General features: G+C 42.1%; 16 protein-coding genes. 5 read left to right on the top strand and 11 right to left on the bottom strand.

Features of this window, described 5'->3' with window-relative positions; all coding sequences use genetic code 11:
* Nucleotides 1–586: 586 nt before the first annotated feature.
* From GNF10_RS12500 to nfi, 3 genes are all read right to left on the bottom strand, one after another.
* Nucleotides 587–2,545 carry an FHA domain-containing protein gene (locus GNF10_RS12500; RefSeq protein ID WP_185580415.1) on the bottom strand — a complete coding sequence of 653 codons (1,959 nt, stop codon included), beginning with the start codon at nucleotides 2,543–2,545 and terminating at the stop codon, nucleotides 587–589.
* A 41-nt stretch (nucleotides 2,546–2,586) separates the two neighbouring features.
* Nucleotides 2,587–3,126: an FHA domain-containing protein gene (locus tag GNF10_RS12495; RefSeq protein ID WP_185580414.1), complete on the bottom strand. Its 540-nt coding sequence runs from the start codon at nucleotides 3,124–3,126 to the stop codon at nucleotides 2,587–2,589.
* Between the two features lie 107 nt (nucleotides 3,127–3,233).
* Nucleotides 3,234–3,899, bottom strand: a complete 666-nt coding sequence (gene nfi / locus GNF10_RS12490) for a deoxyribonuclease V (protein ID WP_185580413.1) — start codon at nucleotides 3,897–3,899, stop codon at nucleotides 3,234–3,236.
* Nucleotides 3,900–4,132: 233 nt separating this feature from the next.
* Between nfi and GNF10_RS12485 the strand changes: the two genes are divergently transcribed.
* The 4 genes from GNF10_RS12485 to GNF10_RS12470 all read left to right on the top strand — a co-directional run bounded on the left by GNF10_RS12485 (nucleotide 4,133) and on the right by GNF10_RS12470 (nucleotide 7,511).
* A complete protein-coding gene (locus GNF10_RS12485) occupies nucleotides 4,133–4,654 on the top strand; it encodes a hypothetical protein (RefSeq protein ID WP_185580412.1) in 522 nt (173 codons plus the stop codon).
* A gap of 183 nt (nucleotides 4,655–4,837) precedes the next feature.
* Nucleotides 4,838–6,001, top strand: coding sequence for a hypothetical protein (locus GNF10_RS12480; protein WP_185592192.1), 1,164 nt, complete (start codon nucleotides 4,838–4,840; stop codon nucleotides 5,999–6,001).
* Nucleotides 6,002–6,164: 163 nt separating this feature from the next.
* A complete protein-coding gene (locus GNF10_RS38515; RefSeq protein ID WP_260445948.1) occupies nucleotides 6,165–6,296 on the top strand; it encodes a hypothetical protein in 132 nt (43 codons plus the stop codon).
* Nucleotides 6,297–6,545: 249 nt separating this feature from the next.
* Entirely contained in the window at nucleotides 6,546–7,511 is a 966-nt protein-coding gene (locus tag GNF10_RS12470; RefSeq protein ID WP_185585197.1) for an aldo/keto reductase, read from the top strand.
* A gap of 28 nt (nucleotides 7,512–7,539) precedes the next feature.
* Here the strand turns inward: GNF10_RS12470 and GNF10_RS12465 are convergent, their stop codons facing one another.
* From GNF10_RS12465 to purC, 7 genes are all read right to left on the bottom strand, one after another.
* On the bottom strand, nucleotides 7,540–8,796 hold the full coding sequence (locus GNF10_RS12465) for a DNA cytosine methyltransferase (protein ID WP_260446298.1): 1,257 nt from the start codon (nucleotides 8,794–8,796) through the stop codon (nucleotides 7,540–7,542).
* Nucleotides 8,797–8,815: 19 nt separating this feature from the next.
* On the bottom strand, nucleotides 8,816–9,979 hold the full coding sequence (gene lpxB, locus GNF10_RS12460) for a lipid-A-disaccharide synthase (RefSeq protein WP_185585199.1): 1,164 nt from the start codon (nucleotides 9,977–9,979) through the stop codon (nucleotides 8,816–8,818).
* Between the two features lie 125 nt (nucleotides 9,980–10,104).
* Nucleotides 10,105–10,923 carry an acyl-ACP--UDP-N-acetylglucosamine O-acyltransferase gene (gene lpxA / locus GNF10_RS12455; protein ID WP_174711967.1) on the bottom strand — a complete coding sequence of 273 codons (819 nt, stop codon included), beginning with the start codon at nucleotides 10,921–10,923 and terminating at the stop codon, nucleotides 10,105–10,107.
* 305 nt (nucleotides 10,924–11,228) lie between these two features.
* A complete protein-coding gene (gene fabZ / locus GNF10_RS12450) occupies nucleotides 11,229–11,759 on the bottom strand; it encodes a 3-hydroxyacyl-ACP dehydratase FabZ (protein ID WP_185585200.1) in 531 nt (176 codons plus the stop codon).
* A 98-nt stretch (nucleotides 11,760–11,857) separates the two neighbouring features.
* Nucleotides 11,858–12,706, bottom strand: a complete 849-nt coding sequence (gene lpxC, locus GNF10_RS12445; protein ID WP_185585201.1) for a UDP-3-O-acyl-N-acetylglucosamine deacetylase — start codon at nucleotides 12,704–12,706, stop codon at nucleotides 11,858–11,860.
* 190 nt (nucleotides 12,707–12,896) lie between these two features.
* Entirely contained in the window at nucleotides 12,897–15,452 is a 2,556-nt protein-coding gene (locus GNF10_RS12440) for a BamA/TamA family outer membrane protein (RefSeq protein WP_185585202.1), read from the bottom strand.
* A gap of 176 nt (nucleotides 15,453–15,628) precedes the next feature.
* The gene (purC, locus tag GNF10_RS12435; protein WP_185585203.1) at nucleotides 15,629–16,366 is read right to left on the bottom strand and encodes a phosphoribosylaminoimidazolesuccinocarboxamide synthase; all 738 of its coding nucleotides are present in this window, start codon (nucleotides 16,364–16,366) and stop codon (nucleotides 15,629–15,631) included.
* Between the two features lie 700 nt (nucleotides 16,367–17,066).
* Here purC and GNF10_RS12430 point away from each other — a divergent pair.
* Complete coding sequence (locus GNF10_RS12430) at nucleotides 17,067–17,342, top strand: hypothetical protein (protein ID WP_185581147.1); 276 nt, start codon at nucleotides 17,067–17,069, stop codon at nucleotides 17,340–17,342.
* 68 nt (nucleotides 17,343–17,410) lie between these two features.
* On the opposite strand, the gene GNF10_RS12425 is transcribed toward GNF10_RS12430, so the two are convergent.
* The gene (locus GNF10_RS12425; protein WP_185581146.1) at nucleotides 17,411–19,990 is read right to left on the bottom strand and encodes an adenylate/guanylate cyclase domain-containing protein; all 2,580 of its coding nucleotides are present in this window, start codon (nucleotides 19,988–19,990) and stop codon (nucleotides 17,411–17,413) included.
* Nucleotides 19,991–20,114: the final 124 nt, after the last annotated feature.

Below are 20,114 nucleotides of genomic sequence, written 5' to 3'. Positions count from 1 at the left end.
CATATCCTGCCTTTTAATTATATCTATCTAAAAAACAAAACCCGCTTGTGCGGGTTGTAAAATTTGATATGTTTGGCGAAATGCGATCGCGTAGAGGATTGTAGACATAGCCTAATTACTATAATTTCTTAACCAAGAATAAAGTTTAGCTTCTAACTGTTTCCAAATCTTCTTCGGATCGTTGTTAGACACCATTTATAAAGTAAACCGGTTCTTTAGTTCCTTTTATGGAGTCGAATAATAAATAAAATTTAATCAGAGCCTATATTTCTTACTATGACTGGATTTGAAGCTTTTGAGCCTTTGTATAAAACGGCTATTTTAATGCCTTACCATAAAACCAACACAAGAGCCAGTAAACCTAAAATTGTAGGATGCGTTAAAGCACGCGTAACGTACCCTACAATTTTAGGTACGTTACGCCTAAATTAGACTTTCATCAAACCCTCAAATTCCTAAACAGCGTTAACACTCCTTACTTAATATTTAATTTATAAATAGGCTCTTATCTCCCTTTAGAAATTTTCAAGCAGCAAAGCCTGCAACAGTTAAATACTGTATTTCTCCTGCCTAGTGCATTATCAAACTAAGGTGACTGATTTAACACCCACTTCAACCACTGCCTAAAGGAATTTATACTATTCAAACGATGGACTCCAGTAGCACGGGTGGCTGCGAGTCCATCAACGGCGACTAATGCAGCATATTGTAAGCCCAAAAAACTATCAACTGCGGCATAAGGGCCACCTAAAGTAATAGCCCCAGCAGCATACATTTGACCTTTGCCACTACGCATTTCTACTAGTTCAAAATTGTTTGCTACAGTCAATCGTCCCAGATGATTCACTGGGAGATTGTAATGTTTCACTAAGTCTGCTATTAGAGGATTGGCATCAACTTTAGCATCCAGTCCAGTAGCATCAACAATAAAGTCAGCTAGCAACTTCATCTCCCCAAAGCTTTGTTCTCGGATATGGGTAATAGTCCGGTTTTGGGCATCTCGTTCTACATCCAAAACCTCACCGAAGGTAATTTGATACCAGCCTTCGCTGATGCCTTGGGCAGTAATTTGCTGCCAGTCTTGGCGGTCAGCGGTGGTTGTTCCACCCCAGTCTGCTAGTAAACGCTTGCGTTCGTCGGGGGTGGCTTTTTCTAACATTGCTCGGAGTTCGCCGCCCCAACAAGCTTTAGGCCAGTTAAAGGGTTGAAATTCGTAATGATTTTTGACTAGGCGCTGGGTATTTTGAAATTTGTTACCTTGAGGTTTAGGCGATCGCATTAAATGCAAAACTGCAATATTCGGATTTCGCTTTCTGGCTTCATAAATGCGCTGAATAATCCGCGAAGCCACAATTCCCCGCCCCCGAATCAATACCGTACCACCTTGTCGTTCTAGTTGCTCATAAACATGATCGTGGGCTTCATAAGCATTGACGACAGATTTAAAATCTTGATATTTTTCTCTATAAGCTTGCAAATCTGGAAGAAACTGAATTGCTGGATATCCAGTAGCTAAATGTAAATAACGAGTAACTAAAAAAGCATAATTTCCTGGGGCGCGAGAATAGGCTACGCAATATCTGCCATCATCAGTTTTGCGAATTGCCCTAACTCGCCCATAGCGATAAATTTGATTCCAACCAATACGCTTCGCCTCCCTGTCTATGGAATCAAAGACATTACCCGCACGGGGTGTATAAGTTTCAGCAAATGTTGGTTCAGCAAACACTTGCCACAAATACTTCAATGCTGAGTTTATCTGTCCCTTGCTGCAATCACGCCAAGCTTCGCGCAAGGCATAACTAGGCCAACCCCAAATATTATCAGGGCAAGAGTCAGAATTAGAACGCAGTCTTTCATATAAGGGAATTTGCGAATTCAAACAAAGGCGCTTGTAACGAGCATAAGGCTCTGCTTCCAATCCCAAAGCTACAATCTTGTCAGGACGCACACCACTAATTCGCAGCAAATCAGCCCAAACAAAGCTACCCAATCCTGCCCCGATCGCTAGATAATCAGATTCATCTACTGATAGACCTGTAGCATAAAGCGCTTGGACGGCGACATTTTCTGATTGAAACGCTAGTGGCGGGAAATTACTTGCCAAGGGCGTTAGCGGCTGGGCTACAGGCAATGTGGGGTCTGGAAGATTGGTATTTGCGTTGAAGTGAATCGTTGAAGGGGGGCTGGTATCTGGTTCAGAGATGCTAGCACCAAATTTCACTGTGATTAGGTATGGGCCAATTTGCAATGTATCGCCATTAGCTAAAACACTGCGCTTTTGTGGTTTACCGTTGACATATACACCGTTGACGCTGCCTTGGTCAATCACCACTAGATGGTCTTGTTCCCAGTCAATTAGGGCATGGTAGCGAGAAACTTCGTTACTGTTAAGCAGCATCCGAGAAACGCGCACTCCCCTGAGTTCGGCAGGTAAGCGGGGGAATTCTCGACCAAAAGCGATCGGCATATTCAACCTTGGTTCTCGCCGTTCACCCGTCGCTGGTTCTTCCCAACTCAATTGGATTTGTAAGTCATTTGTCATCAGTTATTCCCCTCTGCTCCCCTGCCCCTTTGCCCTTCTTTTCAACTACCCGGTGCTACCAACACACTCACAGCCGCAGCTAAAGATGTTCCACACCAATGACAGCCAATTTGTAGATTCTCTCCTGGGGAAACTTTATGACATTTGGGGCATTCTAGACCATAAATTCCTAGCGGTGGCGCGGGAGGTGTTGGTGAATGGTGATGATGTCCGGGATGCGGTGGCATTAAAATTGTTGCTGGAATGCTGCCTGTGGAAACTTTAGTAACGTTAAGTTTTACTTGTCCTAAAGAGATACTAGTACCCTCTGTTAAAGGCATTTCACCTTGGACTAATTGCCGTCCATCAATTAGGGGAGGATTTTGCGATCGCAAATTCCTAATATAAAAGCGCTGTTGCTGGTGATGAAAAAAGATTTCAACGTGCAGACCAGATACAGTAGGATGACTCAAAATAATATCGCACCGTAGGGGATCTCGACCAATGCGGACAGTACCAGGATTTTGACTTGGCTGTTGTTCGTAAATGTTCTGAGTTTTATCTTGACCTGCATCGTGCCACTGTAAAGTTAGTGCGTTCATTGTTCTAACTTCGTAATTCGTATTTAGCTACTTCAACTTCCTTCTGTGCGATTCCTAACATGATTAAGTAGGCGCAAGCAAGTATTTAGAAAAAACTTCAACAAGCTTTATCTATCCGACGCTAATTTATCAGCAATGCGTGTAGTTTCTGGCAGTCGATATTTGGGCGTACAGCGTAATACATAGTCAATCGCTGTCGGTAAACTAATTCGATGGCCACTGGAGATATACAAAGGTTTTACTCCGGTGCGCGATCGCAAAACAACCCCAACCATTTCATCCTTATATATTAGTGGTTGTGTGCTGCCTTTGGCTTCTGGCAATTCCTCATACTTGCCTACTAACCTAGACTTAGCTACACCAATTGTTGGCATATCTATCAGTAACCCTAAATGGCTAGCTATACCTAATCTGCGGGGATGAGCAATTCCTTGACCATCACACAGGATAATATTTGGTGTTGTTTGAATTTTCTCCAGGGCATCGAGAACAGCTGGAATTTCCCGAAATGAGAGAAACCCAGGAACATAAGGAAAGGTAGTAGGACGGTGTGCTAGGCTCGTCTCAATTACTTGTAAATCGGGAAAACTCAGTACTGCGACAGCTGCACGGCTAATCGTTCCATCCGCTTCAAAACCCATATCCACTCCAGCAACGTACTGGATCGGTTCTTCTAGTTGATCCTCAGTAATTACTTGATCTCGCAGCTTTTCTTGGATAACTATGGCTTCTTCCAGCGTTGAAGGCCAAGCATGATCTCGATAAAACTTCATATTGAAAATGGGAATTTAATTGATTAATATTAATCCTGTTAATTTGGCAAGGGCAAAAACCGATGTTGATCCAGGGAAATATATTTTTTACAAAAGTCTATGAAAGACTATCTTTATACTAAATATTTTAGCCTAAGTTAGTTGATATTTCGCATCATAATGTTACTTAAGGCTGTTAAGAGGGAATTCTAAGAATATAAGCTTACTTTCCTAGATTTTCTCTTTTAGTGGTTATGACACAGCCAAATATTCTGGAACTTGCAAAACAGGGAGATGTAGATGCGATCGCATCTCTAATGAACCGCCACCTACACCCCAAAGGGATCACTGCAAAGGTTGCCTTTCAAGATGCTTGTTTAGAGGTAACGCTAGAATCTGCCCAAGTACCAAATCAGCAAATTTTAGTTGCATTTATCCGCAAAGGTTTAACGGGTTTAGGGGCTGCATCTATTGAAAGCGTGAAAATTTACGGACAACAAACGGGTAAGAAGTTCCCAGATTGGAGTAAGAATTTTAATCTAGGTATAGTAGAAGATGAACTAGAAGCAGCAGATAATGAAGAGTCTTCTAGTGAATCTCAATTTTTAACTATTTTTATTAATTTAAGTGGCGATACAGCGCGGGGATTAACAAACCAAGATTTTGAATTTATTGCTAATCAAATAGGTGCTGATATTTTATCATCTTGTACTGATGTTTTTATTCAAAAAGTAAGTATTAGTAATGGTAGCTCTGTGATTACAAAGGAACGCTAGCATTGAATTTTCCTCAAATAGATGTACCAGACAAGAGTTTAAAACCAATTTATTTCCAACTTTTCATCAATTAAGCGAATTTGAAATATGTGACTATAAAAGTTTAAAAAATTTCATTTTTGCCTATAAGTGGGGAATATTAAGATAGACAATAGTTTATCAACTTGTAAACGTTCATTAATTATGAAACAGCCAAATATTCAGGAAGATACTAAACAAAAATTACAAAAACTTCACTGGCCTTTATGGTTTCCTTATCCTAGCTCTTGGTTAAAAGCATTAATTTTAACTCTCTTTTTGAGAGTTATTGTATTTGTAATCAATAATGCTGGAAAGGTAGGGTATCGTATCGCATATTTTGTACAAAGTCCAGAATTATTTGCTATATTTATAATCCTGTTAATCCTATCTCCAATTCCTATCATTTCTTTTACTCATCACTTCTTACACTTGCTCGTTAGCCGGTTTATATCAGAAATTCAAGCACCAGAAATAGGTAGAACACAAGGATTATTACCAGGAATAATGAGTTGGTGGGAAGGATTATACGCTTGGCTTGTAATTTTAATTTCTACACTGGCAACAGCTTTGTGTTTAATAATACTTCTGTTATTATTTAATCCTAGCTACGCCAGAGCAATTGAATACTACCCACAAATTCCCAACATTAATAATAATGTAATATTGATACTGGGACTTTTCTATATTTCTGCTGGGGCACTAACTTATCAAATTGAATATTTGGTAAAACACCGAATAATATCTTCTTATTCTGTCTCTAAAAAAATAGATACAAGTAAATCTAACACTGATTCGAGCAGAGACATAGAACTTAATAAATTGCGCGGTGAAATGGGTATACACACCATTAAATCAAATATTTTACCAAAGGATCAACAAAATACAGGAATCAATAATCCACATAAATATCGGAATTTAAATAAAAAGTGGCTACTGATTTGTTTGATATTTTTAATATCTGTAGGAATATACTTTTCTTCAAAATTCGTACAAATGCTTTCCTTTACCTCTAAAATTCCAACAGAAATACCATCAAAGTCTGTATTAGTTACACCCTCACCAGTTATTTCAGAATCTCCAACTGTATTACTTCAAACTGATACGTTCCCAGAAGCAGTAAGTAAAGCAATTAATGCAGCTAACCTTACTCAATCAGCAAAATCTCCAGATGAGTGGAAGACAGTTGTGAGTCAGTGGGAAGCTGCGATCGCACTTATGAGAACTGTGCCATCTTCCAGCCCAAATTATGCAATCGCTCAACAAAAAATCATAGAGTATCAGAAAAATATTAACTACGCTCTTAAAAATGCGGTCGGTAGTAAGTAATGCGATCGCACCTCAAAGCTAAACTAGAAAAAGGAGTCCGATATTCCGTCGCTAATGAGGATAAATTATCATAATTAATGGACTCAGGCAACACGCGATCGTCAAACCTGGTGGTGTAGTAGAAATCTCTTCTCCAGAACTTCCAGCAGGTGCAACTGTAGAGGTGATAGTACTTCTGGAGTCACCCCCAAAGCATTCTGAAAAGCCCCTAACTAGCTTTATCGGTTCTGCTAAAGGCAGTTTTGCGACACCGGAAGAAGTGGATAAGTTTATTCGCCAAGAACGAGATGCATAAAAATTTTGGCATTTCTGAATTTGAATATCAATTATTCCAAAAACTTAGTTTAAAAAAGCTAAATATTTTATTTCTCTCTGCGTGAGATTTTCATAATATTTGATCGGTAACGCTAAAATTATAAATGCTATTCAAGGCATAGACTTCTACCTCCATACCAACATCTGGATCTATCCTTTAGAAGGATATCCAGTTAATCCCCCCTAGCTAGAATTTATAATAAAACTAATTTCGCCCCCGAAGCCAATCATGACAGAAGGAAAGACGCGGCGCAATTTTCTAATTACCAGCATTGCTGTGACTGGAGGTATTGTGGCAACTAATGCTTTTGGGCAAAATACTACCAACACTGCAACACCGCCAGCAAATATGCCAGAACGTGTACTGGGACGCACGGAAGTAAATCTGCCTATCTTCGGGTTTGGAGCAGGACAAACGCCACTATCCGGCGGCGAAGGAGAAGAGGATGATGCTATGGCAATTATTCAAAAAGCGCTGGAACTTGGCATTCGCTACTTTGATACAGCAGCTAGTTATGGGCCGAGTGAAGATTATTTAGGCAAAGTGCTACCACCCCATCGCTCAAAGATATTTCTAGCAAGCAAGACTGATCAAAGAGATCGGGATGGTGCATGGCGGGAATTGGAGCGATCGCTAAAACGTCTCAATACAGATTATCTCGATTTGTGGCAGTTGCATCACGTTTCTTTTTCTGAAGAACTCGACACCATTTTTAGTCCATCTGGCGCAATTAAAGCTTTAGAAGAAGCCATACAACAAAAACTGGTGCGCTTCGCAGGTATTACCGGACATCACGATCCTCAAGTGATTGCCGAAGGCTTACGCCGCTATCCTTTCCACACTACACTCATACCTGTGAATGCTGCCGACCAACACCACCCACATCCATTTATCCCGGTGGTTCTACCAGTTGCTCAAGAAAAAAATGTCGGTGTGATTGCGATGAAAGTCCCGGCTTATGGTCGACTGTTTAAACCAGGTGCGTTGACAGGTATGGAGCAAGCTTTAGGTTACACAATGTCTCAGCCTGGAGTACATTGTTGTGTAGTTGCGGCAAAAACTATTTCACAATTAGAGAGCAATGTCAAGATAGCGCGAGCTTTTGTGCCTCTCAAAAAGGAAGAATTAACAGCGATCGCACTGGCAGCTGCTAATGTCTGGGAAGATAGTACATTTTTCCGTACTTGGACTTAGCCGAACCTTGCACATATTACAAAGTGTATTATGGCTCACACTGATAATATTGCTCCGCTTGCGACATCTTAAACTGTAGTAGCTTCTCGTCTCCCAACTTGTATCGCAAACTCGGTTTAAAAGGCGAAATATTCAAACTGCGAATAATTTCACTCGCCACAGCTTTGGCTAAGAGTGGTGGTACAGAGTTACCAACTTGCCGAAATCCGTGCCATTTGGTTACATGAAACCTAAACCAATCGGGGTAAGAATGTAATCTCGCCGCTTCTCTAACTGTAATACAACGAGGCGTAAATGGATGAATCGGTCTAGGAGATGTGAAAGAACCCCTATATTTGTCTGTTCCGGCTCTTAAAGTATTGCAGACACCACTAGGATGTAGCTTATGAAAACGACTAATTTTTTCTCTTTCACCTTGTTCAGTTTCATGAAAACGTTGAATAGTTTCTGCAGAATGTTTTGTTCTTAAACTTGAAGAAAGGATTCGTAAATCATATTCACGTTTATAAGAATAATCATTTTTTAGGCATTTAATACCCCGAAGTACACGAGCATAGTTACTAGGCTTTTCGTATTCTCCAACGACCCAATCTCTTGTTACTAACTCAGGATATTTTTCTATTTCGGGCAAATCTTTAATCGCATCCCATACTGTAGGACTCAAGGGTATATCAGATATTTTTTTAGAGGTTAAATTATTTGGTAGGGCTGGTTTAGTAATTGGCTGAGGATATTTCGGTAATTCTACATCCTCCCTTGCACCTATGAGAAATAATCTCTCACGTGACTGTGGTACTCCGTAATTTGCAGCATTGAGAATTTGGTAATTTTCTTCTACTTTATAGCCGTAAATTTTAAACTCGCTAATTAAAGATTGGAGGATTTGTTTATGTTGCCCGACTGTGATTCCCCGGACATTTTCCATTACAAAAAATTTCGGTTTTAGCTCAAAAACCAGGCGATGAAAGTGAAACACTAAAGAATTTCGCGGATCGTCAACAACCCGTTTACCAATTAGAGAAAATCCTTGACATGGTGAGCCACAAATTACCACATCAATTTCGCGATCGCCAATATTAGATCGGCTCCTAATTTCTTCACCGGTTGTATCCACAACACTTTGACATAACACTGAGCAATAAGGAAAGTTAAACTCATGTGTTGCACAGTGGATAGGGTCGATTTCTACAGACGCTAGCACGTCAAAACCAGCTTGTTCAAAGCCAAGAGTCATACCACCCGCGCCAGCGAACAAATCAACTGCGATCGCTCTTTGTTTTCTCATCTCATAAGCCATGACACCTTTATATATTTGGTCGCATTTGCAAAATTTCTTGAGCAGCGCGATCGCACACTCCAACTTCTCCTAAACTTTGCCGCATTTCTTCATAATCTAGCAAAGTTTGCTCTCTGCGACTGGGATTGAGTAGTAGTTCCATCGCGGCTTGGATAATATTCTCTGCTGTGGCTTGCTCTTGCAAAAATTCTGGCACAATCGGCTTCATCACAACTAAGTTTGGTGGCGATGCAAAGGCGATAGAACCTTTGAGGATTTTACGAGCGATCCAAGCAGTCAGGCGACTGAGGCGGTAAACTACAACCTGGGGCACATTTAACAGAGCAAGTTCTAAATTGACAGTACCAGATTTACTAATGGCTAAATCAGCCGCAGCAAAAACTTCCATTTGTTGACCTGATATAACTGTCGCCCGTAAACCGTAACGCTCAATAGCCTCCTCAATTGGTTCTCTATAGACTTCCAAAGAAAGGGGAATCCAGAAATGAACTTCAGGTAATTTAGCTTGAAGAGTTTGGGCAGCTTGAAAAATTACTGGTAAAAGATATTTTAGTTCTTGGCGACGAGAAGCGGGGAGGAGTGCGATCGCAATTTGTTCTGGTGCAATTCCCAGTGTTGCACGCGCTGCTTGGCGACTGGGAGCGTCTTGCATTCGGTCAATCAAAGGATGCCCTACCCAAGTAACTTTTGCCCCTTTCTCACGAAAGTAATGGGCTTCTTGTGGGAAGATTGCCAACAGCTTATCTGTAAAACCAACAATCCGGTTAGTTCTACGCAAACTTAATGACCAAGCCCACTCTTGGGGAGCAATGTAATACACCACAGGCACATCTGGTAACTGCTGTTTCATATAAGTCCCAATTTCCAGATTGGGAGTCATATAATCGATCAGCACTACTAAATCTGGTGGATTTTGTTTTAGGGAAGCGATCGCCTGACGTTGTACCTGAAGAGTCGGTAGGATATAAGGCAACCCTTCTAAAATACCCATTGAGCCAATACTACTAGTATTGCCCAGCAGAATTGCCCCAGCCTCCACCATTTTTTCGCCACCCAGCGCCACAATTTCTAATTTCAACCCAATCGCCATAGCTTGACGCTTCAGCGCTGTAATTAGCAGCGACCCTTGTAAATCGCCAGATACTTCGCCAGTGCTGATAAAAATCCGCATTTGATAATTGGTAATTAGTAAAAAACTTAAGAATGAATACTTAGGAATGCGGAGTTAAAAATTTAATTCATCAATTCATAACTCCTGTAGAGACGCGATTAATCGCGTCTCTCCTAACTCATAATTCACGATTCATCACTCGTGCTTTTTTTCCCTTTACCGGGAATCAAGCCACGTCTACCTGGCATCTGAGAAAGTAGCAGGAAGCGACGCAGATGTTGTAATTGTTCGCTATCCCCTAAAAGTTCCAGTTTTTCCAAGGCATCCTTAAAGGACAAATCAGAACGGTAAAGAATGCGGAAGGCTTTTTTGAGCGCAAGCAAATCTGCTGAGTCCATACCAGACCGTTTGAGTCCCACAAGGTTGAGGGTTCGCACTCGCGCCGGATTTCCCTCTACTAGCATATATGGCGCTACATCTCGGTCAATACGTGCCATACCTCCCACCATTGCGTGTCTACCAATACGCACAAATTGATGGACACCTAAAACCCCACTCAGCCTGGCGCGTGATTCAATATGCACATGACCCGCCAACGCTACAGAGTTTGCAATTACTACCTGGTCTTCAATTACGCAGTTATGGGCCACATGGACATAAGCCATCAGCAAGTTACCATCACCAATTACTGTTGCTTCACCAGCACCAGTAGCGCGGTTAATGGTAACGTACTCACGAATTAAGTTATTATCACCAATTTTGACCCAAGTTGGTTCTCCCACAAACTTGAGATCCTGGGGTTCCATGCCGATGGCTGCACCTGTAAAAATCTGATTTTGCGCCCCAATCTCACAAGGCCCCTCTAACACAGCATGAGCGCCGATAATTGTTTCAGGGCCCACTTTGACATGCGCTCCAATCACAGCATAGGCACCGACTTGCACTGTATGGTGGAGTTCCGATTTCGGATGAATTACAGCAGTTGGATGAATTAGCGTTTTCAAGGGTGAATCTCCAGAACTGTCTTGATAAGTCAGCGCCAGATAGGGTTTTTGAGGCAGCGTGATAATCTGGTTAAGAGATTTATACAAACTACCGCCCCATCAAGGCGACTGGTAGAGCGTAAAGTATTTCAGTGAACGAAAGTGTCGGGCAAAGCAAGTTAAGTGTGTTCGAGTAGCATCTCGTAGAGAGGGCATCGAAAATCAAGAAATTATCAGATGCTGTTGTGGATTTTTTTTACTGTTATCCTTTTGTAGGATTCAGTAAGGGCATTTCACGGCTATGCCCACACCACGAAAGCAAACTTTTAGTTGACTAGAGAAAACATTAATTCCCCTTCACAAGCAAGTTGACCGTCAACTTCGGCACGACCTTGCATCTTACCGAAACGACGTTGTTTTACCCATAACAGTTCCACTGTCATGACTAGTTGATCCCCCGGTACAACCTGGCGGCGAAAGCGAACTTTATCGATACCAGCGAAGACGAATAGCCCGCCTTCTACCGGAGACATTTGAGTGAGAACAATGCCCCCAACTTGTGCCATTGCTTCGACAATTAGCACCCCTGGCATCAGTGGACGGCCGGGGAAATGTCCTTGGAAATAGTTTTCGTTGATAGTAACATTTTTAACGCCAACAGCTTTTTTACCTGGAACGTAGTCAATTATTTTATCTACAAGTAAAAATGGGTAGCGGTGGGGTAATAATTTTTGAATTTCTTCAGATGTGAAAGTTGTTTTAATTTCAGAGGCGATCGCAGTCTCATTTATACCCTGTAGTTCGGTAGATGTAGATGTATTTGGATCGATAGTATTCACTTCAGTGAGGATTGACATTGGCCCTATAGTTAATTTTTCATCTGAAAGTTTAGCAGGCAGGCGTAGATCGAAACGTTTATAATCCTGGATTTTTTGCTTTCGAGCAGATTCAAAATCTAAAATCCAAAATCTAAAATTTTCTGAGCCAGTTGAATGTGTAAATTATGGCTGGCTTTATACGCTAAGAAATGAGCTTGAGGAAAAGCTCCTAGTAAACTCAAATCTCCGACTAAATCCAAGATTTTATGACGGACTGGTTCATTTGCAAATCTCAGTGGTGGGTTTAGCCACCCTTCTGGCCCGCAAACAAGTGCATTATCCAAACTACCACCTTTAATTAATCCAGTTTTTTGTAAGTGTTCAATTTGATGCAGTAACCCAAAAGTACGAGCAGGAGCAATTTCGCCAGCAAAGCTAGCAGAAGCTTTTTCTAGTTCAGTGGTTAGTGACCAACTATACCATTGATTACCAATGGCGGGCAGGTCAAAATCAATACCGTAACTAAAACGGGTTTCTGGTGCTGGGAGGGCACATACAAAGGCATCCCCTTGATAGACCCATATTGGTTCTGTAACAGTCAACGGAACTTGGTCGTTAACGGGTTGTGATACTAGGCCAACTTGGGCAATGTTGGCTGTCCACACACTTGCGGAACCATCCAAAAGCGGGACTTCTGGCCCATCAATTTCAATCCGGGCATTATCCACACCCATACCCGAAAGTGCTGCCAACAAATGTTCTACTGTGCGAACATATACCTCACCCTTCCCCAACTGAGTTGAGAGAACAGTGTGACTAACTGCTGCAACTTGGGCTGGAATAATCGGCAAATCCGGCAAATCTACCCGCACAAAGTAGCGTCCACTTCCTGTTTCAGCTGGTAGTATCCGCACCTGGGTATTCACACCGCTATGCAATCCCACCCCTACTTGGGTGATTTCGGCTGCTATAGTGTGCTGTTGCATAGCCGAAAAGCCAATATATTTCCTTTATTATTGTTCATCGTCTGTTTTGGTAAAGTCCCTGATATTCCCCTAAAAAAGTCATTAATCCCTTTATCGGAACAGTATTGAGGTAAATGTCAAAATTAGCAAGCTAATTGTCATTTGTCTTTTGTGATTCACTAATGACCAATGACAACTGACTAATAACAAACTAAAACCTTTCGCCAATACCGAAATTAATCCGACTATCTCCGTCATCGTTGATACCGTAGTCAATACGAATTGGCCCCAGTGGAGACTGGACGCGAACGCCAAGACCATAACCGTAGCCACTACCATTTTTGTTCAATACTTCAGCCGCCCTGGTACTGGTTCCCAGATCGCTGCCGAGATCAAAAAATAGTGCGCCACTGACTACTGAAAAAACTGGGAACCGATATTCAACTGATGCTTGCACGTAAGAGCGTCCACTACCTAATGCTCCTTCTTCGTAACCCCGGACGGAGTTGCTACCTCCAAGAGTAAAGGCTTCGTAGGGGGGCAAGTCACCAAGGATGGTTCCTGCTTGGAGGTTAAATGCTAAGGTTTGTGCCCCCTTGGTAAGGTTAATCAGCTTAATGGGTAAATATTGGCTGTAGCTACCCCGCAATCTGGTGAGGAGAATGTTTCCTAGTCCGATGGGAACCGACTGATCAACCCCGAAGCGGAGATAAGAACCGCTAGTTGGTTGCAATGGGTTATTACGGAGATCCCTCTGTGCCCCCAGTTGCAGCAGTAGTAAATCGTCTTCACCTTCCGAAGACAAGGTAAGTGGAATTGGCTCACTGATGCGATTGTTGTTATCATCAAATACCGCTCCTTCTTTTCTGAGGTTGCCATCGGCATCGCGGGCGGAAACTCGTTGATACTGTAAACCGGCTGAAGCAGTCCAGACGGAAGTTTTGTAAGGATTGCTGGAAAGAGGACGGGTAAAGGTGACACCACCACCTAGACGGAGAATGCGGGGGCGATCGCCTTCATCCGTTTGTCCCTCTTGAAAGGTTCTAATATCTTGATCTTTGCCATCAAAAATCAATGAAATGGAACTGCGGCGAAAAAGATTGGTTGTGTAGGAAGTCCGGTAAGGATCTCCCGCAATCCAAGGGTCTGTATATCGCACGTCAAATAACAGTTCCCGTTCTCCCACCTGCACTTCTGCGCCTAGTTTTTGGTTTCTACCGTTCAGGTTTTGCTGTTGATAGCTAACTGTTCCAAAAAGTCCGCTAGCAGAACTAATCCCTGCCCCAGCCGCAATAGAACCACTGCTACGTTCGGCTACATTCACGACTACATCCACCTTGCTGGGGTCAGTACCAGGGTCTAGGGAGACATTCACGTCTTCAAACAGTCCCAACCCATACACCCTCTGTAGGTCTCTTTGCACTGTGTTGCGATTGAATACTTGTCCTGGCTTTAACTCCACTTCTCGGGTAATGATGTAATCTTGTGTCCGTCCGCGAATTGGTTGTCCCTTCTCGTCTGTCTCTTGACCATCTTTATTGCGGAACCGAACTCTAATATTCTCTACTACACCTTCTGCTACTTGTAGGGTAACAACTCCGTTTTCAGAGACTTGGGGCGCTCCAATGACGTTGGCTAGCACATAACCTTGGTCTTGATACCGCTTGTTTAACTGCTTGATGCCTTCTTGCAAGTCACGCAAGTTGAGGATTTTGCCATACTGCTCCTTAAATACTTCATCCACAGTAGTAGGTGGGAGTACAGAGGGAACACCAGTGCCAGGATTGGCTTGCACTTCTACTTTGCTCAGGATGGGGTTAGGCTGTACAACAAAGCTCACCCGCACTCCCAAAGGGGTATCTTCTGGCGATGCTTGGACGTTGGAGAAGAAGCCAGTACCGAAAATGGCATTAATATCTTCTTGCAATTGGCTGCGAGTTGTTGTTCGTCCTGGTTGGGTACGAATTACTCTGTAAACTTGTTCTTCCAGTTCTGGTGATAGTTGCCCAGACTGGGATCTAATGAGTACTTCCGACACCAGTACGCGGGGATCATTGGCTTCCGGGGCTGTGTTGGGTTGAGTACTTTCTGGAGTTGTCGGCGGGTTAACATTCTGCGGACTGGGTGTAGCACCTGGTCTTGGAGCAGGTGTTCGTTGTTGACCATCTGGAAATGGAACGTCTGGAGCGGTAGATGGTTCTGGAGTTGTAGGTAATAAAGGTTCTGTTGTCGGTGGATTGACATTCTCTGGGACTGGAGTCGTCTCAGGAGCTTGGGAAGGTATTGGTTGTTGAATTTCTGGCGGTGGAATGTCCGGGGCTGGAGAGGGCTGTTGAGTTGGGCTGGGATTGATTTGAGGGGTTTGTTGTGCAGTTTTTGGCGTTGTGGAGTTTGGCACTATTACCCCTGGTGTCGTGTAAGCGTAGCCCGCACTTCGACTGCGCCCTTCTCTACGAGAGGCTGCGCCAACGGCTACGCTCAGGACAGGCTCAGTGACCACCGCAGGCATCGCTGCTGGATTAGCAGGGTAAACTGCGACAATACGAGATTTCTGTGCCTCTATAATCCCTGTGAGATTAGATCGAGATTTAAGATTTTTATTAGAGTCAAGCTGACTAGTGTCTTTTTCTGGCTGCTGATTTGTTTCTAGTGTCAAAACTTCTGTTGTCTGTTTTGAACTTTTGGCAGTTTCTGCTTTTGCACTCAATGAGCCGCCCAAAGGGACTGTAATTGCTATTGCTGCCAGCAATACGGGAGATAAACGCATTTTACTTATGATTCCTCTTCACGACCACACACACACCATCACAAGGCAATAATGCCCTCATGCCAAAGGTAAAATTCAAAATATAATTTTTTTCTTTTGCTTTTTTACTTTACAAGGCAAAAGGCAAAAGGCAAAAGTTAAATATAATTCCTTCTGACCTTTTGGTTTTTACCTGTTTAAGTTGTAGTTTCTACTGCTTTTAGCACTCTTTGTAAAACCTCCTGGTAAGCATCCTCTACATTTCCTAAGTCTCGGCGAAAGCGGTCTTTGTCCATTACCCGGCGATTTGAGTCCTCTTCTGTGGTATCCCACAAACGGCAAGTGTCGGGGCTAATTTCGTCTGCCAAGAGCAACTGCTGTTGTGAGTCCAAACCAAACTCTAGCTTGAAGTCTACTAGGGTAATGCCGCATTGCTGCCAAAATTTCTTGAGAAATTCATTGATTTGCAATGCTAGATGTGTAATTGCATCTACTTGTTCCACAGTAGCTAGTTCTAGTAGGTAAAGGCGATCGCGTGTGAGCAAAGGATCTCCTAACTGATCGTTTTTGTAATAAAACTCAACCAAAGGCTGTTTCAGAATTGTACCCACTGGTAAGCCTGTTTGTTGACACAGACTGCCAGCTGCAATATTTCTGATAACTACTTCTAAGGGTAAAATTTTTACTGCCTTCACCAGCATCTGATTTGGGGTAGGGCTGTCGATAAAGTGAGTCTTTATACCATAAGCCTCTAACTGTTTAAAAAGCTGACTGGAAATGCTACAATTTATTTTTCCCTTTCCTTGGATACTGCCACGTTTTTGGGCGTTAAACGCCGTGGCATCGTCCTTAAAATCAGCCAACAAGACTTCCGGATCGTCCGTTGTATAGAGAATTTTTGCTTTGCCTTCGTATAGCTTGGAATTCACAGACATGGTGGCAGTTAAAGTTCTAGGCGATGGACGATTTTTGTCCTTTCGGGCTTAACCATTTTATCTTTAGTTATTAACTATTAGCCATCGGTGATTTTTGAAGAGGATGTAAGGACGCGGAAAATTTAGCAGAAAAGTATGAGGTAAAGAAGGAAGAATTTTGCCCTCAGCAAGAGCAGCACTCCGCCCCTCTGTATCTTTTCAATACTCAATGCCCTCATTAGCCTGTTGCTAAATATTAACAATTGAATCTCTAACTTTTAACAGAGGACAAGTGACTCTATTTGTAGTATGTTTTTGTCAGTAGTATCACTGTCTGGATAGTAACTATTTTGGCAAAACTTCTTTGGGGAGATATACTTATATGTTTTAATAGTTTTTAATTCAGGGTTTGGACTGAAGTTAATTACAATCTGAACTTCATAAATTAAGATGAGATCAATTGATGACCGGGAGGAAAATCAAATATTCTCTCTAGTTACTTTAGCAGCAGTTACTTTAACAGACATTTTTTCTGTAACATTTACAACAAACAAAAGCATTTCAAGCTTTATCCTCTAGTCTCATAATCTGAATCAACTAATTTCTGCATAACCAATTGGAAAAAGAGTTGGATGATTTGCTTTTCCCCAGTCTGACCAAAGTAAAGATTAAGGTAGTTAGGATTTCGCTTCAGAAATTCAAATAGAAGGTGAATTAATAAATGGATAACAAAAAATTGAATAAGGATGATTTTCTTTACCCTCGTGGTCGCTACTATGGTCAGGTAAAGCCAGAAAACCTAGTTTTTAATGCGAATCTACAGGAATTTGCCCAACGCGTAAGCTACATTTGCAACTTAGAAACAGGTGGAAAGCTGCCTCCAGGTGAAGCTTACAAACAAATAAGGGATCTATGGAAACAGTTGAAACACTCAAAGAAAGAACTGCGAATTGGTGAAGACCCGTTTCAGGATGACCAGGGGGAGGTTGAAGGTTGAAGAGGCGGAGGGCGGAGGGCAGGGAGCAAGGGGGAAATAACCAATTCCCAATTCCCAATGCCCCATGACTACTTAGTAAGCATTGTCCAAATACCATCCCATGATTTTGGGGGTGGATTTTGTAAATAATTACGCGCACGTTCTAGGTGGATATCAACACCTTGGTCTTTGGGTTGGATGTATTTGGCGGCTTTAAAACAAGCGATCGCTTGTGAGAAGTTGCGCGATAAATAAGCAGCGCGTCCAGTATGATAGTGATACAAAAACTCTTGAGTGTTGGCATCTAGAGGGGTGTTGCGATCGCCAATTAACTCGTATATATTAACTGCTTGATGTTTCCCTTTGACTCGGATTTTATCTAACTGGCGCACCCAAATGCGATCGCTGCACATCTGGTAAGTAAATTCGCTTAAAATAATATCACAACCGTATTCTTTAGTTACCGTTTCCAAGCGCGAACTCAAGTTTACACTGTCTCCAATTACGGTGTAATCCATGCGTTTGCGGGAACCAATATTACCCGAAACCACTTCTCCAGAACTAATGCCAATGCCAATATGAATTTGTGGCTGCGCCTGGATAATTCGCCGTTGGTTAAACTCCTCTAAGCGTTGTCGCATATCTAACGCTGACTGCACGGCCCTCCAAGCATGATTTTCTGTCAGGGGTAGCGGCGCACCAAATACCGCCATTAACGCATCACCAATAAATTTATCGAGCGTGCCTTCGTAGTTAAAAACCGCCTCCACCATCGTTTCAAAATACTGATTGAGCAAGGATAATACTTCAGCTGCACCGATATTTTCTGTAAGTGTTGTGTAGCCTCGGATATCAGAAAACAAGATGGTTACGTCCTTACGCTCACCGACCATTAAAGCATCTTCTCCCAGAGCCATAACTTGTTCGGCTACATGAGGCGTTAGGTAGCGGGACATGGTAGTTTTCATCCGTTTTTCCTGGCTGATGTCTTCCAACACCACCAAACCACCCCGAACGCCGCCTTCTGGGTTAGTTAGGGGATTGACAGTGAGATTTGTACTGCGTTCTAATGTTTGCACCTCATCAGGGCTAAAAAACTCAGATTCGGGTGTGAGGGGGAGATTCCAGGGAATGAACACATTGGGGTTAGTGCGATCGCACAGTGCTAAAATTGAGTACTGAGCGCTAAACGTCCCGCTACCGTTAACAGCATTCTTAACTTGAGAAATTCCCACCATTAAAGTTTGCTCTGGCACATAATGTTTAGCTCCAGTTTTTAAGCTATCTTCGAGTCGCATTTGGAGATTTTCAATCGGCACAACTTCCCAAACTAAGCGACCAATCAAATTTTGTTCCCACAAAAGCTTGTTACTTTTGGTATTAGTGTCTTTTACAGGACAACCCAATAACTCCAGAGCTGCATCATTAATCGTGACAATTCGACCTGCCATATCTGTAGAAATAACCGCATCTGAAAGACTTTGCAAGATGTCTTTTTGATACTGTTTTTCTAACAATACATTTTCAAATAGACGAGCATTTTCTAAGGCAATTCCTGCCTGAATATTAAATGCTCGCATAAACTCTTCATCAGAAGCAGTAAAACTGTTTTGTTGCTTATTAATTAATTGGGTTACGCCAATTAATTCATTTGCAGAATTAAATACTGGTAAACATAGAATATTGCGAGTCACATAACCAGTTTTTCTATCTGTACTTGGGTCAAAGCGAGGGTCTTTGTAGGCATCGGAAATGTTTAAGGCTTGACCAGTAGAAGCCACATAGCCAGCAATGCCTCGATTCGCTGGAATACGAATTTCTAGCAAGTTTGTGCCATCTGCCGCCGCCGCAACTTTTGTCCAGAGTTCGCTCATCTCTTTACGATATAAAAACAGCGTGCTGCGGTCTGCTTGCATTAAAATTCGAGCTTGTTCCATGACTATTTGCAAAGTTGCTTCTAAATCCAGACTTTGCCCCAATGTCTGAGTTGCCCTTAACAAAGCCGTTGCGCCTCGTTGATTCCGAGCGGCTACATAAAAAGATTGGCAGCTTTCCAGAATAATACCAATAGAAGCGGCAAAGTCTCGAAAACGTTCTTCATCATCATGATTAAACGGAACATTCCCGGTTTTATTAGCCAGTTGAACTACCGCAACAATCTGGTTTTTGCTGCTGATAACAGGCATACATAAAATATTATGGATTTTGTAGCCCATTTGTTTTTCAAGTTCTGGGCTAAATAAAGGATGAGTATAAGTTTCGGATATATTTAAATATTGACCTGTACTGGCAACATGACCAGGGATACCCACAGTCATAGGAGTACGAATTTCTAAGAACTTTTGGGTATTATCTTGAGGAACTTTTGACCATAGTTGACCTTTGTCATGGTCAACTAAAAAAATAGCTGTATGTTCTGCTTGTAGGATTTGACCTATTTTAAGTGTGATAGCTTCTAGTACCTTCTCTAACATAGTTTCTAGAGCTTCATTATTGATTAGTTCAATAGCTCTAAGAAATTGCTGGAACTCAGCAGTTATGAAGTCGAGTAGGCAAACAAATTCATTAACAGATAAATCTTTTACGCGACCTAATAAGGCGTGAGTACGATTAACTTGAGTCAGTTCAGTTAATGTAGCCAAGACGCTGCCAGGGTTGGGGAGTGTCACGTCGCTTCGCTCCGAATTAAAAATTCAAAATTCAAAATTAATAATCCCCATAAATAAATGGGCTTGTATCATGAGTCTATTTCAGTTATGGGAATTTTAAATTTTGGGCATAGGGCATGGTTAT

Origin of the sequence: Nostoc sp. UCD121, assembly GCF_014222285.1 — a bacterium.
GTDB lineage: Bacteria > Cyanobacteriota > Cyanobacteriia > Cyanobacteriales > Nostocaceae > Nostoc.
Note: the sequence above shows the minus strand (reverse complement) of the source record. Positions and strands in the feature narration are given on the sequence as shown.

Excerpts from the sequence above, each read along its gene's own strand:
- purC (WP_185585203.1), bottom strand. The coding sequence starts at position 16,366 with ATGTCTGTGAATTCCAAGCTATACGAAGGCAAAGCAAAAATTCTCTAT.
- GNF10_RS12495 (WP_185580414.1), bottom strand. The coding sequence starts at position 3,126 with ATGAACGCACTAACTTTACAGTGGCACGATGCAGGTCAAGATAAAACT.
- lpxB (WP_185585199.1), bottom strand. The coding sequence starts at position 9,979 with ATGCGGATTTTTATCAGCACTGGCGAAGTATCTGGCGATTTACAAGGG.
- fabZ (WP_185585200.1), bottom strand. The coding sequence starts at position 11,759 with ATGTCAATCCTCACTGAAGTGAATACTATCGATCCAAATACATCTACA.
- GNF10_RS12480 (WP_185592192.1), top strand. The coding sequence starts at position 4,838 with ATGAAACAGCCAAATATTCAGGAAGATACTAAACAAAAATTACAAAAA.
- GNF10_RS12440 (WP_185585202.1), bottom strand. The coding sequence starts at position 15,452 with ATGCGTTTATCTCCCGTATTGCTGGCAGCAATAGCAATTACAGTCCCT.
- GNF10_RS12485 (WP_185580412.1), top strand. The coding sequence starts at position 4,133 with ATGACACAGCCAAATATTCTGGAACTTGCAAAACAGGGAGATGTAGAT.
- GNF10_RS12465 (WP_260446298.1), bottom strand. The coding sequence starts at position 8,796 with ATGAGAAAACAAAGAGCGATCGCAGTTGATTTGTTCGCTGGCGCGGGT.
- GNF10_RS12470 (WP_185585197.1), top strand. The coding sequence starts at position 6,546 with ATGACAGAAGGAAAGACGCGGCGCAATTTTCTAATTACCAGCATTGCT.
- GNF10_RS12430 (WP_185581147.1), top strand. The coding sequence starts at position 17,067 with ATGGATAACAAAAAATTGAATAAGGATGATTTTCTTTACCCTCGTGGT.
- lpxC (WP_185585201.1), bottom strand. The coding sequence starts at position 12,706 with ATGCAACAGCACACTATAGCAGCCGAAATCACCCAAGTAGGGGTGGGA.
- GNF10_RS12500 (WP_185580415.1), bottom strand. The coding sequence starts at position 2,545 with ATGACAAATGACTTACAAATCCAATTGAGTTGGGAAGAACCAGCGACG.
- nfi (WP_185580413.1), bottom strand. The coding sequence starts at position 3,899 with ATGAAGTTTTATCGAGATCATGCTTGGCCTTCAACGCTGGAAGAAGCC.